Below are 14,941 nucleotides of genomic sequence, written 5' to 3'. Positions count from 1 at the left end.
CGTCCGGCGGGACGGGGACGGGTCAGCCGACGCGCAGGGGAACCGTCGCGAACTCCGTCATTCCCTCCGCGAAGGCGACCCGCGGCTTCCAGCCCAGTTCTTCGCGCAGCCTGCGCGAGGAGGCGGTGATGTGGCGGACGTCGCCGAGCCGGTACTCGCCCGTGACCACCGGCGCCCGCGTGCCGTGCGCCTCGGCCAGGGCGGCGGCCATCTCCCCTACCGTGTGCGGCTCACCGCTGCCGACGTTGTACGCCCTCAGGGATCCCTCCGGCAGGCCGGGCAGACCGTCCAGGGCAGCGAGGTTCGCCGCGGCCACGTCCCGTACGTGGACGAAGTCACGCCGCTGGCCGCCGTCCTCGAACACACGTGGCGCCTCACCGCGTTCCAGCGCGGACCGGAACAGCGAGGCGACCCCGGCGTACGGCGTGTCACGGGGCATCCCCGGCCCGTACACGTTGTGGTACCGCAGCGCGATCACCCGTCCGCCCGCCGCGCGCGCCCACGCGGAGGCGAGGTGCTCCTGCGCCAGCTTGGTGGCGGCGTACACGTTGCGGGGGTCGAGTGGGGCGTCCTCGGCGACCAGGCCGGACACCAGGGGTTCGTCGCACTTCGGGCAGGATGGCTCGAAACGTCCCGCCCGCAGGTCGGCCACCTTGCGCGCGCCCGGTCCCACGACACCGTGCGACGGGCACTCATAGCGTCCCTCGCCGTAGACCACCATCGAGCCGGCCAGCAGCAGGGACCGCACCCCGGCCTCCGCCATGCCGGCCAGGAGCACCGCGGTTCCCAGGTCGTTGCAGCCCACGTAGGCGGGTGCGTCGCCGAAGTCCTTGCCGAGCCCGACCATCGCCGCCTGGTGGCAGACGGCGTCCACGCCCCGCAGGGCCTCGGACACGGCCGCCGCGTCGCGGACGTCGGCGTGTCTGCGGTCGATCCCGTCGGGAACCGGTGGGGGCGTGCGGTGCGCGGCGGGCAACAGCGCGTCGAGCACACGAACCTCGTGCCCGGCGCCGGTGAGGGCGGTGACGATGTGCGAGCCGATGAAGCCCGCACCTCCGGTGACCAGGATCAACATGCCTCGACCGTACGGCCGCCGGCCGGGCCGGCGACCGAACGACGCCGACACGTCAGCGGTTCGTAAGCCTTCCGACCGCACGTCACCGCCGACGCCCGCGGAGGACACCCCGCACGACTGTCACGAGGGCCGTGACCACCGCCACCGCCACCAGCGTGACCACCCAGTTGCGCGGGTAGTCCAGCGGCAGAACCGAAGCGTCGGCAGGTTTCCCCGGACGCAGCATCACCGGCAGGGCGACAGCCGTCAAAGCGCCCATGACCAACAGCGCGCCGCGGACGGGCCCACGCGCACCCCCGCGATCGAGCACCGACCCGGCGAGCAGCACCAGCGGCGCGATCAGGACATCGTGCAGGACCACGGCGCCACCGAGCCAGACCAGGACGCCCGTCAGGTCACGTACTCCCAGCAGCAGGTAGCCCCCCACACCCATCAGCGCCAGACCGACCGCGCCCGCGATCCGCCGCGTCGCGCCCACCCTCACGACAGCACCTCCAGCCGGCCGACCCACTTGGTCTGCAGCACACCGGGCCGGTTCGGGGCGATCAGGCGTACCGGGAAGCCGTGGTCGGGGGTGAGCTCTTCGCCGTTGAGACGCAGGGCGAGGAGGGTCAGCGGGTCGCGGGCGTACGCGTACCCCATCTCCGAGACCCGGTAGCCGCCCCGCGTCTGCAGGGACACCGCCCGTACCCGGGCGTGCGGCAAGGCCCCCGCGAGGTCCAGGAGATCCATCACCCGCACACCCGTCCAGTGTGCCGACTTGCTCCAGCCCTCCACGCAGGCGATCGGCAACTCCGCCTCGTATTGCGGGAGGCCCCTCAGCTCATCCAGTGTCAGTTCGTAGGAGCGCGGTCCGGCGACCGTCAGGCGATAGCGGCCCACCGCGATCGGCCCGACTCCGGCCGCGGCGGCGGTGCGGTTGACCGGCAAGCCGTTCGGGCCGTGGTCCGGATGGCGCGGGGCCAGCAGGACGAAGTCCTTGAGAGGGGTGAAGGACTGGCCCACGGTGGTCACGGTGACGGCGCCGGCCGCCGCCACCACCCCGGCGAGCAGTGAGCGCCGGTCGGGCCCGTCCTCCTCGGGCAGGGCCAGGGTCCCTGGCGACCGTCGGCGCCAGTGGGCCGCGATCTGCGGGGCCTTGACCGCGACATGCAGCACGAGCGATCCGGCCACCAGCCAGGCCACGGCGTAGTGCACCGCTGTGAAGGAGAATGGCCACGGATACCACTGCGCGGTGTTCAGCAGACCGGTGGCGACTTCGAAGACGGCCCCCGCCACCAGCACGGCCACCGTCGACCGCTCCAGGGCGTGCCGCACCGACCGCACCGGCGGCCAGGAGAACAGCCGCGGGTACACCGTCCACAACTTCGCGAGCAGCAGCGGAACCGCCGCGACGCCGGAGGCGACGTGCAGACCCTGCGTCAGCCGGTAACCCCATACCGGACGGCTCGGCAGGCCACCGGCCGCCCAAACGGGCGGATGCTGCAGCAGGTGGCTGATCAGACCGGTGACGAAGCACACCGCGAAGGCGAGCCCGAGCCACCGTCCGATCGAGGTCGCCGTGCGGGCGTCGTGCAACCTGCCGTTGAACACGGGCGGAAGAAAGCGCGATCTCATGCCTCACATCTCAGCCGCCCGAAGGTCGTCACGGAACGCCGGAACCCCTTACGGAACGGGGACATTCGAGCCGGACGCGCTACTCGTCGCCTCGTGCCCGTCGGCGGATCCGGCCCAGCCTGAAGGCGAGGACCACGGCGGACAGGCCGAACACCACGGCGGTGACGGCCAGCCATCGGCCGAGGTAGACGGCGTCGGTGAGCCCCGTGGCGCCTTGGTACGGGCCGGACAGACCGAAGATCAGGGGGAACCAGACCAGGAGCAGCACGCCGGACAGGAAGGCGGGTACGCGCAGGTGGTTGATCCACCCGGGCGTCGGCATGTCCCGGGCACGATGGCGGAGCACGGAGCGGGCCGAAAGGTCGGCGAGCGAGTACAGCGGCAACAGGATGATGTCGTGCAGGATCGCCGCGCCCACCAGCCAGGCCACCACCTCGACGGGCCGCTGCGCGAACAGGCGGACGCAGGCGTAGCCGCTGATGGCGAAGGAGCAGATGAGGACGAGCAGGTGCAGGGGTTCGGCGCCGTACCAGCGCAGGAAGCGGGGCATGGTCAGCTCCTGAAGGTGAGCCGGTGAACCCACTTGGTGTTGTTCACCCCGGGGTTGGCCGGCACGATGACGCGTGCCGGATAGCCGTGGTCCAGGGAGAGGTCGGCTCCGTTGACGCGCAGGGCGAGCAGCGACCGCGGGTCATGGATCTGGTTGCCGCGCAGCAGCACGGAGCGGTAGGGCCCCGAGGGCTGGACGGACTCGACCAGCACGCTGCCTGCCGTACGCAGCCCGCTCAGCGCGGCGAGGTCCGCGAGCCGCAAGCCCTCCCACTGCTGGTCCGCTGTGGACCAGCCCTCCACGCAGGCGATCGGCAGGGCCGCGATGTGCCGTGGCATCGCCATCAGCTGCTCGCGGGTGAGTACCAGGGACGGTCCGGCGCCGTGGACCTCGAGCCGCCAGGCGGGTCCGACGAGATCGGCGGTGATCCCCAGGGACGCGGCGGTCTTGTTGATCTGGAAGCCGTTCGGGCCGCTACCCGGATTCCGGTTGTGCGGCGCCAGCAGCGCCGTGGCGCGCAGTCGGCCTCCGATGCTCTGCCCCGCGGTGACCACCAGCAGCAGAAGTGACCCGGCGCCGACCATGCCCACGGCGCCACGCCGGCTCATGGTGGGGGTGGCCGGCGCGACCGGTACCAGGCCGTCGGGATCGGGAGGCTCGGGACGGGTGGCGGCGACACCGGTGCGCAGTTCCAGGAATGGATCGCGGCCACGCAGGGCCCGCACCATCCGGCCGAGCCTGAGGGTCACGTGGACGGCGAACGCGGCGATGAACACCCAGGCTCCGTAGAAGTGCAGGGTGTAGAAGGATCCGGGGAAGACGTAGAAGAGCTGGGCGTTGAAGATCCCGGTCACGAACTCGAAGATGACCCCGCCCACCAGCAGGAGCAGCGACAGGCGCTCCAGCGCGTGGGCGACCGACACCAGCGGCGGCCACGTGAAGAGCTTCGGAATGACCGACCACAGTTTGGCCAGCACCACCGGCACGAGGACCACGCCCAGCGTCACGTGGATGCCCTGGGTCAGCCGGTACAGCCAGGAGGGGTGGGTCGGCCAGTCGAAGAGATAGAACCCCAGCAGGCCCTTGTCCGGCGTCTGGTCGTTGATCGGCCCCAGGCCCGGGTTGTAAGCGGCATAGGAGAGCAGGCCGGTCACGAACATCACCGGAATGCCCAACAGGAGTACGAGACCGAAGGCCGATGTCAGCCACGGCCCTCGGATCGGACTGCGCCAGAATCCGGGCCGGAAGGGGCCCGGCGGCGCGGGGGCCGAACCGATCCGGTGCGCGGCCTCACCGACACGGACGGATGCCGAACCGATCCGGCGCGCGGCCTCACCGACACGGACGGATACAGCCGCCATGAAGTCTTTGCGGCGCTGCCGTGGCGGTGCCTGGGGTTCCCCGGGACGATCCGGCCCTCCAGCCGGGCCGCCCGGTGTCGCCTGTCCGCTGCCGCTCATGAACCGACCCTCCGCAGCCAGGGCGCGCCACGCATGGCGGCGGCCGTGATCCAGCCGTCCACACATATCCCGAGCTCGGCCGCAGGGCGCCTCGCCACCACCGCAGACAGCGAAATACCGACCGAAAAGGCGTGTGATCAGGCCGGCACAGTCGCGGCACCCGGAATATCCGGATTCCCCGTCGGGCCCCGACGCCGGGGCGCAGGACCTCGGGTGGCAGTGCTCTCAGGCCTGCTTCCCGACTTCGGTGTGGCTGCCGACGGGCCGCTGGTAGATGTCGGGGATGCCGTCACCGTCGGCGTCGGCGTTCTCCTCGGCGCACAGGCGCCGGTAGAGCCGGTTACGACGGTGCAGGAGCAGTGCGGCGAGGCAGGCCGATGCAAGGGAGGCGACGAGGACGGCGGCCTTGACGTGCTCGCCCTGCGCCGGGGTGAAGGCGAGGTCGCCGATCAGCAGGGCGACGGTGAAGCCGATCCCGCCCAGGGTGGCGAGGCTGAAGACGTCGGCCCAGCCCAGGTCGGGGTTGAGGCGGGCGCGTGTGAAGCGGGCGGCCAGGTAGGTCCCGGCGAAGATGCCGATGATCTTGCCGCAGAACAGGGCCATGACGACACCGAGCGGCTCGGGACGGGTGAACACCTCGCTGAGGGCGCCGGGAGAGACGGTGACTCCGGCCGCGAAGAGGGCGAACAGCGGGACGGCGACGCCGGCGGACAGCGGGTGCAGCAGGAACCCGGTGCGCTCGGCGGGGGAGGCGGTCTCGTCGTCGTCCCGGGTCGTACGCAGGATCAGGCCCATGGCGACACCGGCGACGGTCGCGTGCACGCCGCCGTCGTACATCAGCACCCAGATCACCAGTCCCAGCGGGAGATACCACCACCAGCCGGCCACCCGCAGCCGCTGCAACGCGTAGAAGACCGCGAGACCGGCCACCGCGCCCACCAGTGCCCAGGGGTTGAGGTCGGAGGTGAAGAACACGGCGATCACCAGGATCGCGCCCAGGTCGTCCACCACCGCGAGGGTGAGGAGGAAGGCCCGCAGGGCCGCGGGCAGATGGGTGGAGATGACGGCCAGCACCGCCAGCGCGAAGGCGATGTCGGTCGCCATCGGCACCGCCCAGCCCTGCAGGCTCCCACCCCCGAGCGCGGCGACCGTCACGTACAGCCCGGCCGGGACCACCATCCCGCACACGGCCGCGATGACCGGCAGCGCGGCGGTCGCCGGCGTCCGTAGCTCCCCGGCGACGAGTTCACGCTTCAACTCGATCCCCGCGACCAGGAAGAACACGGTCAGCAGCCCGTCCGCGGCCCAGTGCCCGACCGACAGGTCCAGTCCGAGGGCGGAAATGCCGAAGTGGAAGTCGCGTATCGCCTCGTACGCCCCGCGCCACGGACTGTTCGCCCACAGCAGCGCCACCACCGCGGCGGCCACAAGGACGAGGCCGCCGACCGTCTCCGTCCGCAAGGCGCGGGCGACGGCCCGTCGCTCCGGCCAGGGAAGCACGCCGAGGAACAGGGGGCGGGAACGAGGGGCAGCGGCCATGGAGCCGGACCTCCGGGACATCGGCGAACGGGCGCGCAGCCCCTGACAACGCCGACCAGACTTCCCGGCACACCCTGCGCCAACGTTTTGACGCATTGCTGACACCCTAATGGCGCAGCCTTGACGGGCCCAAGGGCATCCCCCCACGGGCGCTGAACCGACGGCGCCGTCCTGCCTCCCACCCGGCCCCGGACGCGGCGTTCCGCGCGGCCCGCGCGGCCCGCGCGACCAGTCGGCGCGGTGTGCTCGTGCTCGTCCACCGACCGGCGGACATGTCCTTGCTTCGGCAAATAGCCCGCTATACTTGCATCCGCAATCAGTTCCGGGTCCAGGGCAAGCACCGGACCGGGGAGTCGCGCCGCGACGACGATCCGCCCCACGGCGGCCGCGCCACGTGGCACAAGCACACAGGTGATCTCGATACCCATGCGCGTCCTCATGTTCAACACCCCCCTGACCGGCCACTTCCTGCCCCTTCTGCCGCTCGCCCGGGCGTTGCGGAAGCAGGGGCACACCGTTGCCTTCGTCTCCGCCGCCACCATGGCCGGCCCCGTCGGGGCGGAGGGCTTCGAGCTCATCCCCGCCGGTCCCACCGTCGACGTGGCGGTCGCCGAGGTGTCCCGCCGCAGCGGTGTCGACATGATGACCAATCCCTCGCCGGCGCTGGTCGCCGAGTTCTTCGCCGGGGCGCGGGTCGATCTCGCCGTGGACGAGGCGCTCGCCGGGGCCCGCGCCTGGGAGCCGGACCTGGTCGTGTCGGAGCACTGCGACTTCGTGGGGCCGCTCGTCGCCACCGTGCTCAAGGTGCCGTCCGCGGTGATGGGCATCGACCCGGCGCTGGAGCCCGAGGTGCTGGACGCCCTGGCCGCCACGGCGCACTCCCGTTACCTCGACCGCGGTCTGCAGGCGCCGCGCCACGCGCCGTCCGGCCGCTGGCTACTGGACATCTGCCCGCCCGGCCTGCAGCGCGACGGTGTTCTGCCGCCCCTGGAGCGCATCGCGCTGCGGCCCGAGCCCCACCAAGGCCCGGAGGGAACGCCCCGCGCGGCCAGGGTGCCCGGTACCGGCCGCCCCCGCGTGCTCGTCAGCCTCAGCACCGCCCGCGGCGCGGTACCCACACTCGGTCCGCTGCTGCGGTCACTGAGCGCGCTGGACGTCGACCTGGTCGCCACGTCCGGAGGCGTCCCGGTCGGGGACCTCGGGCTGGAGCCGGGCCGGGTCGAGCTGGTCACCTTCGTCCCGGCGGCGGAGCTGCTGGAGGGCGTGTCGGTCGTCGTGCACCACGGTGGTTCCGGCACCACGTTCGGGGCGGCGGCACGCGGGATCCCGGCCGCGGTCGTGCCGGACGCGCCGGGGCAGCAGCGCCAGGCGTTCCGGCTGCAGGCCGCGGGCGCGGGCCTGGCACTGCCGATCGGTGACCAGGCTCCGGAGTCGGTCACGGCCGCCGTCCGCCGGCTGCTCGCCGAGCCCGGGTTCACCACGGCGGCACAGCGCCTCCGTGACGAGATCGCCGCCATGCCGTCGGCCCCGGAGGTCGCCGAGCGCCTCACCGCCTCCGTGGCGGGATAGCCGGGAACGCGCGAAGGCCCGCCGGACGGCGGGCCCTCACCCCCTTGAGGCCACGAAGTGGTCAGCCGCGGAACAGCAGCACGATCGCGCCCAGCAGTACACCCAGGACGACCGCGGCGACGCCGTTGCCCACCCGGTGCGTCCGCACACCCGGAAGGTGCGGATCCAGCGCGAGGCGGCCGGGCCCGGCGACGGCCAGCGTGACGGCCACCGCGGCGATGAGGAGTTCGTACTCCACCCCCGCCGGGGCGAAGAACCCGCCGCCCCACTTCAGGGCGACGGCGTTGACCATGACGCCGACCACCGCCGCCGCGGCGAGCGGGGTCAGCAGCCCGAGAGCCAGGCCCACGCCCCCGAGGACTTCGCTGAGCCCGGCCAGCACGGCCATCGCCTTCCCCGCCGGATATCCGACGGAGGTGAAGACGCGTCCGGCGCCGTCGAGGCCCACCCCGGAGAACCAGCCGAAGAGCTTCTGCGCCCCGTGGCTCGCCATGGTCAGTCCGAGCAACAGCCGGAGGAGCAGCAGGCCGGCGTCATGGACGTACGGCGGAACGGCGTGCTCGTCGATGGCGTGGGAGCCGGAGCGGGACAGTGTGCCGGGAGGGGAAGCGGACATGTCTGAGGCCCTTCGTGGGGATGCCGGGTGCGGCCTGCGAGCCGGACCTCGCGACGGGCGGCTCACCGCACGCCGATCACGGCAGCAGCGTGACGTCATGCGGTGCCGTCCTGCGCGCGGCACGCCGGACATTAGGTCCATGGGGGTCGGATGCCCTGCCACCGATGGCCCCGTCCCTTTCCTGGCAGGATCTCCGGGTGACTTCTTTGTTCCTGATGGCCGGCCTGCCCGGGGCCGGGAAGACCACCGTGGCCCGGCGCCCCGCCGAGGAACACGGCGCGCTGCGCCCGAACCGGACGAGCGGATGATCCCGCCGTTCGGCGCGTCGGAGGCGGACGGGAAGCTTGACGTGCCGGTAGGCTGCTGCTGCGCCTCGCGCTGCAATCGCCGGCGCTCGGGACCGATGTGGTCCTGGACTTCGGATGCTGGCCGCGCGACGAGGGGTCGGCGATCCGCCGCCTGCCGCAATCCGCGGGCGGGTCCTGTCACCTCGTGTACGTACCGGTGGACCACGCGACAGCGGGCCCGTGTCGCCCGGCGCCAGGCCACCACCCCGGAACGGACCTTCCCGATGAGCGAGGCGGACCTCCTGCGCCGGTGGGCCCTGTTCGAAGAGCCCGCCGCCGAACTCGCCGGGAAGGACGTCGGTGCCTCTCCCGCCCGGTGGCCGGGATGGCGGGAGTGGGGCGTTGACCGGTGGCCGTCGTTCGAGTGACGGTCGCAGTGGGCTGCGCGACGGCGATCCCACGGGGACGCCCTCCACCGCGCCCCTGCCGCCGGGGACCGAACGGCGCCTGCTCGCGGCCGCCATGGACTGCGCGGGGCCCTCGCCGGGCTCGGCGGCGAAACCGCCGACCCTGCTGGGCCGAGGCCCGCGCCGCGTACGCCGCGGGCCGGACCGCGGGCGCCGAGGAGGCCGTCGCCGTCACCTGGTCCCGGCGTTCCGCGGAGTTCCCCCGCCTGATCCACCTGACGGGGCCCGCGGGGAGTCCCGCGACGGTCACCGTGGAAGGGCCGCGTCCTCACCCACCGCGGCCAGCAACTGGACCGGCCACTCGGGGTCGGCCTGGCCGACGGCCAGCCCGAGCCAGCGGCCGGTTGAGGGTAGCCTCCACACCCGTACGCTGCCGGCGACCCCGCACAGGAAGCTCATGGGCTCGGGTGCCACGACATCGGGACCGGCGTCGTCGAGCCCCAGGTAGGGCCAGAGGTCGACGACCTCGGGCTCGCCCCAGCGGTCCGTCAGAGCGGCGTCCAGCGCCAGCCGGGCATCCTCGATGTCCCGCTCGGCCGCCTCGACGATTTCCTCACCGCGGTCCTCCCAGAAGTCCTGACTCTCCTGGAGCACGGCAAGGTGATATCCGGGGCCGCTCCACTCCTTCCCCTTTCCCGGTGGTCGCGTCCGGTCGGGGAAGGCCGCCACGGTCAGGCGGTCGACGACGGCAAGGTGCGCGGCGGAGGAGGGCGTTTCACGGCTCGGCATGGCAGAGGCCCGGGCGCGGTCAGGCCAGGGCGGGCATGAAGCCGCCGCGGGCCACGCCGGAGGACAGCAGGACCGGCCAGTCGAGCACCTCGGGCAGCTGATCCAGCGACAGGACGACCGCCCCGCCGACCCGTTCGACGTCCAGGCACCAGTCGGCCATCCCGCTCGGTGCCGCACCACCGTCGGCACCGCCCAGCACCGGTGCGGCCAGGGCTGGGACGACGCATCCGTGGTCGCCGGGTCCGTCCACGACGCACAGGGTGAGCCGGGGGACGAGACTCCAGCCCTCGCACGGAGGCACCGCCCCGTCGGGCGCGACCAGGGGCGGCAGGGCGAGGTGGACGGGTGCGTCGGCCAGCACGAGCACAGGCGTGGCGCCACGGACGAACAGCGTCTTCTCGGGATCCAGGAGCACGGGCCCACTCTCGCAGGCCGGTTCGCCCGAGCGGCGGGCGGGTCCCGGCACATCCCCGACGGGTCGTGCACGACCTCACGAGATCTTTGACCCGGCAAGGATTCACTACGTACACACTCCAGCTCTGACTTCGGCAATGCCAGTCGGGTTCGTGGCGAGGCGCGCCACACGCAGGAGGAATTGACGTTGGCCTTCCCGTTCGACCCGGAACTGGCCCCGAGGATGGCCCGACACGCCGAGGCCGACGCACACGCGGAAGTCTCGCGGATGCGGGCGGAAGCGGCGCTGATGGAGGCCGGTCCTTACACCCCGCCGGTACCGGTGGACTTCCGCGAGGTCACCGTACCGGGCCCGCAGGGCGCTCCGGACGTCCGCGTGCACGTCTACCGGCCCGCGGGCCGGGACGGGAGGCTGCCCGGCCTGCTGTACCTGCACGGCGGCGGCTTCGTCGTCGGCCTGGTGGACTTCTTCCGCGACGAGACGACCCGCATCGCCGCCGAGGTGGGCGCGGTGGTGGTGCCGGTGGACTACCGCCTCGCGCCGGAACACCCCTACCCGGCGGCCCTGGAGGACTCGTACGCCGCGCTGCGGTGGCTGGCGGGGCACGCCGGCGAGCTTGGGGGCGACCCGGACCGGATCGGCGTGGCCGGGGAGAGCGCCGGCGGGAACCTCGCGGCCGCGGTCGCCCTGTACACACGCGACCACGGCGGCCCCGCCCTGAGCATGCAGTGCCTCGGCGTCCCGATCCAGGACGACCGACTGGCCACCGCCTCCATGCAGGCCTTCGCCGACACCTCCGGATTCAACCGCCGCAGCGCCCAGCGGAGCTGGGACCACTACCTCGGCGGCAAGGGGCTGCGCGGTGGCGGCGAGGTCAGCCCGTAAGCCGCCCCGGCCCGTGCGCAGAACCTGGCAGGACTGCCGCCCACGTACCTCGCGGCCGCCGAGTTCGACCCGCTGCGCGACGAGGACCTGGCCTACGCCCAGCGGCTGATCACCGCGAGCGTGCCCAGCGAGATGCACCACTTCCCGGGCGCCTTCCACGGCGCGGCCCAGCTGGCCCCGCGGACCGAGGTCAGCCGGCGCATGATCGCCGAGCAGCTCGACGCGCTCCGCCGCGGTCTGCGAGCGGGCGGAGCCGACGGCACGGGCGAACCCGACGACACGGCCTGAGAGCCGCCCGCAGCCGCGCGCCCTACCAGGCCCCGACGGTTTCCAGCAGACGGTGAAGGTCGTGGGCGGCTTCGGCGGTGGACAGGGTCGTGGCGGCGAGCACGGCCGTGGTGGCGGCGGCGAGCACCGGGTGCCCTCCGAGCGGTGGAGCAAGGAGGGCGGCGACGCGCCGGGGTACGGGGCCCGCTCCGGCCGGCCTGGGCCGGTGGCCGGCGCGACGGCCGGGACGCCTGCCGAGGATGCCCATGGCGGCACCCCGGATGCGGGCCGGGCTGCGGCGGGCGGCCAGGGCGGCCTTGCCCACGGATCGGGCGACCCGGGTGCGGTCGCCGGTGGCGGCGGCGGCGTTCTCGTCGGCCCAGCGCTCGATGGTGTAGGTGACGGCGGTGGCGAGCGGCCGCAGCAGGGGGTTGGCCGCGGCCCCGATCTGGGCCAGGGCGACGAACGCGTAGTGGTGGCCGGTCAGGTGGGCGCGCTCATGGGCCAGCAGTACGTCGTGCTCGGCCTCGTCCAGCGTGCGGAGCATGCCGGTGGAGACCACGACGCGACCGGGCATACCGGGGATCGCGAAGGCGTCGGGGGCCTCGTCCTCGACCACGACCAGCCCGTCGCGGGCGGGCATACAGGCGGCTTCCAGGGCGGCGGCCGCCAACGTGCGGGCACGCCGCCAGAGCATGCGGGCGGCCATGACGACGGCACTGCCGAGCAGCAGCCCAGCGATCAGCGAGACGGACAGTTCGGCGGGGTCGTCGCGCTGCGCGGCCTGGGCCGACCAGTGGCCGAGGCCGGCCAGTTGCGGGACACGGATCAGGCCGACGACGGTGAGCAGGCCCAGCGAGATCGTGCTCGCGACACCCAGGACGACCGCCGAGGCGGCGAGCAGCCAGGTCGCCAGGCGGGGTTCGCACCGCTCGGACAAGGGACGCGCGCCGAGCGGGGCGAGCAGCGGCAGCAGCAGCGGAAGGTAGACGGCGATGTGCATGCGGCGGCGCCTTCCTACTGGTCGGGGCCGAGCAGCTGGCGCAGGAGATCGGCGTCGGCGTCCGAGAGCCCGTCGGCGAAGCGGGCGAGGACGGCCTCGCGGTCGGGCCGCTCCTCCAGGACCGAACGCATCCGCCGGGCGGCGAACCCGGGGTCGTCGGTCACCGGGGCGTAGGCGTAGGCCCGGCCGCGCGGGGTGCGGGTGAGCAGCTGCTTGGCGTGCATGCGGGTGAGGATCGTCACCACGGTGCTGTAGGTCAGCTCGCCGCCGAGGCGTTCGGCGACCTCACCGGGGGTCAGCGCGCCGTCGGCCTGCTGGAGCAGGCCGAGGATCTCGGCTTCGCGCGCACCGTTGGCGCGCTTGGGACCGCGTCCGTGGGCGGGATCGCCCGTTGGGTTTGTCGTTCGCTCGCTCATCTTCTACATTCGTGTAGAACTTCTACGGCGGTGTAAAAGCCGTCCGCCCGAGTGTGCCATGCCCTCGCACCCGGGGACAGCCCTGCCCCGGTCAGGGCACGACAGGAAAGGACCCTCAGGTGCCTGTGGCCCTCAATCCCCTGGACGCCACGTCGCTGCTGACGGCGTTCGGCACGGCGGGCATCTTCCTGGTGCTGTTCGCCGAGACCGGGCTCCTGATCGGCTTCTTCCTGCCCGGCGACTCGCTGCTGTTCACGGCCGGGCTCCTCTGCACCACCGGGACGGACGGCCTGCACCTGTCGCTCCCCCGGGTGCTGGTGGCGGCCGCCGCCGGGGCGCTCCTCGGCGCACAGGCCGGCTACCTGATCGGCCGCCGCGCCGGACGGACCCTCCTGGGCCGCGCCCGCAACCGGCACCTGATCGACGGCACGGCCCGCGCCGAGGACCTGCTCGCCCGGTACGGCCACGGCAAGGCGATCGTCCTCGCCCGTTTCATCCCCGTCGTACGGACCGTGCTCAACCCGCTGGCCGGCATCGTTCGCGTACCCGCCAACACCTTCGCGCTCTGGCAGGTCACGGGCGGCCTCGTGTGGACGGTCGCCCTGGTGCTCGGCGGCTACGCCCTCGGGGCGAGCATCCCCCACGTCGACCGCTACCTGCTCCCCCTCGTCGGCGTGATCGTCGCGCTCTCCCTCCTGCCCCTGGCGCTGGAACTGCTGCGTTCGCGCCGCCGCGGCGACCGCACCGGCACGGAGACGAGCCGGGAACCCACCGCATGAAGATCACCTGCCTGATCCACAACCCGGCACCATCCGCATCACGCTCAACCTCGCCACGGCCCTGGCCGACGAGCACCACGCGGTGACGGTGGCCTCGATGCTGCGCCACCGCGCCCGCCCCCGCTTCACCATCGGCCCCCGGATCGCCGTCGTGCCCCTGGTCGACATCCGCCCGGACGCCGCCGACGCGGCCGATCCGCTGCTGCACGAACCGGCCCCGGCCTTCCCCGTGCCGGATCAGGCACCGCCCCGCCCGCGCCACCCGCACCGCGTCACAGAAATAGGACCCAGATGAGCGCCATCAGCATCGGCCAGGCCGCAGTCCTGGGAGTGGTCGAAGGAATCACGGAATTCCTCCCGGTCTCCTCCACCGGCCACTTGAAGATCACCGAAGGGCTGATGGGCATCCCCGTCGACGACACCTCCGTCGTCGGCTTCACCGCCGTCATCCAGGTCGGCGCGATCGCCGCGGTGCTCGTGTACTTCTTCAAGGACATCGTGCGCATCGTCTCCGCCTGGGGCCGCGGCATCCTCGACCGCGAGGAGCGCAACCACCACGACTACAAGTTCGCCTGGTGGGTCATCTACGCGACCGTCCCGATCGTCGCCGTCGGCCTGGCCGCCAAACCGCTCGTCGAAGGCCCGCTCGCCTCGCTGTGGGTGGTGGCCGGCTCCCTGATCGTGGGCAGCGGCGTGATGTGGGCGGCGGACCAGATGGGCCGTCACAAGCGCGGCGAGGACGACACCAGCCTCAAGGACGCCATGCTGGTGGGCAGTTCGCAGATCCTGGCGCTGCTCTTCCCCGGCTTCTCCCGCTCCGGCGCCACCATGTCCACCGCGCTCGTCCTCGACCTGGACCGGGTGGCCGCGACCCGGCTCTCCTTCTTCCTCGGCATCCCCGCCCTGACCGGCGCAGGCCTGTACGAACTGAAGGACGCCGTCGGCGCGGGGGTCGGCGCCGCGCCGCTCCTGGTCGGCACCGCGGTCTCCTTCGTCGTCGCCTATGCCTCGATTGCGTGGCTGCTGAAGTTCGTCGCCAGGCACTCCTTCAACGCCTTCGTGGTCTACCGCATCGCCGTCGGCCTGCTGCTCTTCGGTCTCCTCGCCACAGGAGTGCTCACCGCGTGACCGCACGGACGGCACGATCCCGCGGCGACGGCTGTACGTTCTCCGATGTGCCCTACACAGTGGACGACGTGCGACGCGGCCTGCGCGCCGCCCCGCACGGGACACCAAAGGTGCCGCGATGACCCCGCCGGCGGCGAAG

At 72.8% G+C, this 14,941-nt stretch carries 17 protein-coding genes and 1 pseudogene; 7 read left to right on the top strand and 11 right to left on the bottom strand.

The features are described from left to right. Positions 1 to 22: 22 nt before the first annotated feature. The 6 genes from AC3EUJ_RS15130 to nhaA all read right to left on the bottom strand — a co-directional run bounded on the left by AC3EUJ_RS15130 (position 23) and on the right by nhaA (position 6,241). Entirely contained in the window at positions 23 to 1,075 is a 1,053-nt protein-coding gene (locus AC3EUJ_RS15130) for an NAD-dependent epimerase/dehydratase family protein (RefSeq protein ID WP_431961717.1), read from the bottom strand. 82 nt (positions 1,076 to 1,157) lie between these two features. After that, positions 1,158 to 1,559 carry a hypothetical protein gene (locus AC3EUJ_RS15125; protein WP_431961716.1) on the bottom strand — a complete coding sequence of 134 codons (402 nt, stop codon included), beginning with the start codon at positions 1,557 to 1,559 and terminating at the stop codon, positions 1,158 to 1,160. Beyond that, positions 1,556 to 2,692: a molybdopterin-dependent oxidoreductase gene (locus tag AC3EUJ_RS15120; RefSeq protein ID WP_431961715.1), complete on the bottom strand. Its 1,137-nt coding sequence runs from the start codon at positions 2,690 to 2,692 to the stop codon at positions 1,556 to 1,558. The genes AC3EUJ_RS15125 and AC3EUJ_RS15120 overlap by 4 nt, the downstream gene beginning before the upstream one ends. 79 nt (positions 2,693 to 2,771) lie before the next feature. Then, a complete protein-coding gene (locus AC3EUJ_RS15115) occupies positions 2,772 to 3,242 on the bottom strand; it encodes a hypothetical protein (protein ID WP_431961714.1) in 471 nt (156 codons plus the stop codon). A 2-nt stretch (positions 3,243 to 3,244) separates the two neighbouring features. Continuing rightward, complete coding sequence (locus tag AC3EUJ_RS15110; RefSeq protein WP_431961791.1) at positions 3,245 to 4,519, bottom strand: molybdopterin-dependent oxidoreductase; 1,275 nt, start codon at positions 4,517 to 4,519, stop codon at positions 3,245 to 3,247. Between the two features lie 408 nt (positions 4,520 to 4,927). Beyond that, the gene (nhaA, locus tag AC3EUJ_RS15105) at positions 4,928 to 6,241 is read right to left on the bottom strand and encodes a Na+/H+ antiporter NhaA (protein WP_431961713.1); all 1,314 of its coding nucleotides are present in this window, start codon (positions 6,239 to 6,241) and stop codon (positions 4,928 to 4,930) included. Between the two features lie 411 nt (positions 6,242 to 6,652). Here nhaA and AC3EUJ_RS15100 point away from each other — a divergent pair, with 411 nt between their 5' ends. Continuing rightward, positions 6,653 to 7,810, top strand: a complete 1,158-nt coding sequence (locus tag AC3EUJ_RS15100) for a glycosyltransferase (RefSeq protein ID WP_431961712.1) — start codon at positions 6,653 to 6,655, stop codon at positions 7,808 to 7,810. Between the two features lie 61 nt (positions 7,811 to 7,871). On the opposite strand, the gene AC3EUJ_RS15095 is transcribed toward AC3EUJ_RS15100, so the two are convergent. Beyond that, positions 7,872 to 8,426: a DoxX family membrane protein gene (locus AC3EUJ_RS15095; protein ID WP_431961711.1), complete on the bottom strand. Its 555-nt coding sequence runs from the start codon at positions 8,424 to 8,426 to the stop codon at positions 7,872 to 7,874. A gap of 197 nt (positions 8,427 to 8,623) precedes the next feature. Here AC3EUJ_RS15095 and AC3EUJ_RS15090 point away from each other — a divergent pair, with 197 nt between their 5' ends. Both AC3EUJ_RS15090 and AC3EUJ_RS15085 read left to right on the top strand, forming a co-directional pair. After that, positions 8,624 to 8,734, top strand: a complete 111-nt coding sequence (locus tag AC3EUJ_RS15090) for an AAA family ATPase (RefSeq protein ID WP_431961710.1) — start codon at positions 8,624 to 8,626, stop codon at positions 8,732 to 8,734. Between the two features lie 263 nt (positions 8,735 to 8,997). After that, positions 8,998 to 9,141, top strand: coding sequence for a hypothetical protein (locus tag AC3EUJ_RS15085; RefSeq protein WP_431961709.1), 144 nt, complete (start codon positions 8,998 to 9,000; stop codon positions 9,139 to 9,141). A 285-nt stretch (positions 9,142 to 9,426) separates the two neighbouring features. Here AC3EUJ_RS15085 and AC3EUJ_RS15080 read toward each other — a convergent pair whose 3' ends face one another. Next, positions 9,427 to 9,774 (bottom strand): hypothetical protein, encoded by a 348-nt coding sequence (locus AC3EUJ_RS15080; protein ID WP_431961708.1) that lies wholly within the window; start codon positions 9,772 to 9,774, stop codon positions 9,427 to 9,429. A 154-nt stretch (positions 9,775 to 9,928) separates the two neighbouring features. Further along, entirely contained in the window at positions 9,929 to 10,324 is a 396-nt protein-coding gene (locus AC3EUJ_RS15075; protein WP_431961707.1) for a hypothetical protein, read from the bottom strand. Between the two features lie 222 nt (positions 10,325 to 10,546). Here AC3EUJ_RS15075 and AC3EUJ_RS15070 point away from each other — a divergent pair. Further along, a pseudogene (locus tag AC3EUJ_RS15070) lies at positions 10,547 to 11,497 on the top strand (alpha/beta hydrolase). A gap of 22 nt (positions 11,498 to 11,519) precedes the next feature. Here the strand turns inward: AC3EUJ_RS15070 and AC3EUJ_RS15065 are convergent. Next, entirely contained in the window at positions 11,520 to 12,479 is a 960-nt protein-coding gene (locus AC3EUJ_RS15065; protein ID WP_431961706.1) for a M56 family metallopeptidase, read from the bottom strand. Positions 12,480 to 12,493: 14 nt separating this feature from the next. Next, positions 12,494 to 12,895: a BlaI/MecI/CopY family transcriptional regulator gene (locus AC3EUJ_RS15060; RefSeq protein ID WP_431961705.1), complete on the bottom strand. Its 402-nt coding sequence runs from the start codon at positions 12,893 to 12,895 to the stop codon at positions 12,494 to 12,496. Between the two features lie 119 nt (positions 12,896 to 13,014). Here AC3EUJ_RS15060 and AC3EUJ_RS15055 point away from each other — a divergent pair, with 119 nt between their 5' ends. From AC3EUJ_RS15055 to AC3EUJ_RS15045, 3 genes are all read left to right on the top strand, one after another. Beyond that, positions 13,015 to 13,674 (top strand): DedA family protein, encoded by a 660-nt coding sequence (locus AC3EUJ_RS15055; protein WP_431961704.1) that lies wholly within the window; start codon positions 13,015 to 13,017, stop codon positions 13,672 to 13,674. A 97-nt stretch (positions 13,675 to 13,771) separates the two neighbouring features. After that, complete coding sequence (locus tag AC3EUJ_RS15050) at positions 13,772 to 13,969, top strand: hypothetical protein (protein ID WP_431961703.1); 198 nt, start codon at positions 13,772 to 13,774, stop codon at positions 13,967 to 13,969. Continuing rightward, entirely contained in the window at positions 13,966 to 14,802 is an 837-nt protein-coding gene (locus AC3EUJ_RS15045; RefSeq protein ID WP_431961702.1) for an undecaprenyl-diphosphate phosphatase, read from the top strand. Before AC3EUJ_RS15050 ends, AC3EUJ_RS15045 begins: the two co-directional genes overlap by 4 nt. The last annotated feature ends 139 nt before the right edge of the window (positions 14,803 to 14,941 follow it).

It is taken from the genome of Actinacidiphila sp. bgisy160, from assembly GCF_057707815.1.
Note: the sequence above shows the minus strand (reverse complement) of the source record. Positions and strands in the feature narration are given on the sequence as shown.

What these genes read in the sequence shown, in the direction of transcription:
- AC3EUJ_RS15130 (WP_431961717.1), bottom strand. Translation starts at nt 1,075, where the DNA reads ATGTTGATCCTGGTCACCGGAGGTGCGGGCTTCATCGGCTCGCACATC.
- AC3EUJ_RS15120 (WP_431961715.1), bottom strand. Translation starts at nt 2,692, where the DNA reads ATGAGATCGCGCTTTCTTCCGCCCGTGTTCAACGGCAGGTTGCACGAC.
- AC3EUJ_RS15115 (WP_431961714.1), bottom strand. Translation starts at nt 3,242, where the DNA reads ATGCCCCGCTTCCTGCGCTGGTACGGCGCCGAACCCCTGCACCTGCTC.
- nhaA (WP_431961713.1), bottom strand. Translation starts at nt 6,241, where the DNA reads ATGGCCGCTGCCCCTCGTTCCCGCCCCCTGTTCCTCGGCGTGCTTCCC.
- AC3EUJ_RS15095 (WP_431961711.1), bottom strand. Translation starts at nt 8,426, where the DNA reads ATGTCCGCTTCCCCTCCCGGCACACTGTCCCGCTCCGGCTCCCACGCC.
- AC3EUJ_RS15085 (WP_431961709.1), top strand. Translation starts at nt 8,998, where the DNA reads ATGAGCGAGGCGGACCTCCTGCGCCGGTGGGCCCTGTTCGAAGAGCCC.
- AC3EUJ_RS15065 (WP_431961706.1), bottom strand. Translation starts at nt 12,479, where the DNA reads ATGCACATCGCCGTCTACCTTCCGCTGCTGCTGCCGCTGCTCGCCCCG.
- AC3EUJ_RS15060 (WP_431961705.1), bottom strand. Translation starts at nt 12,895, where the DNA reads ATGAGCGAGCGAACGACAAACCCAACGGGCGATCCCGCCCACGGACGC.
- AC3EUJ_RS15050 (WP_431961703.1), top strand. Translation starts at nt 13,772, where the DNA reads ATGCTGCGCCACCGCGCCCGCCCCCGCTTCACCATCGGCCCCCGGATC.
- AC3EUJ_RS15045 (WP_431961702.1), top strand. Translation starts at nt 13,966, where the DNA reads ATGAGCGCCATCAGCATCGGCCAGGCCGCAGTCCTGGGAGTGGTCGAA.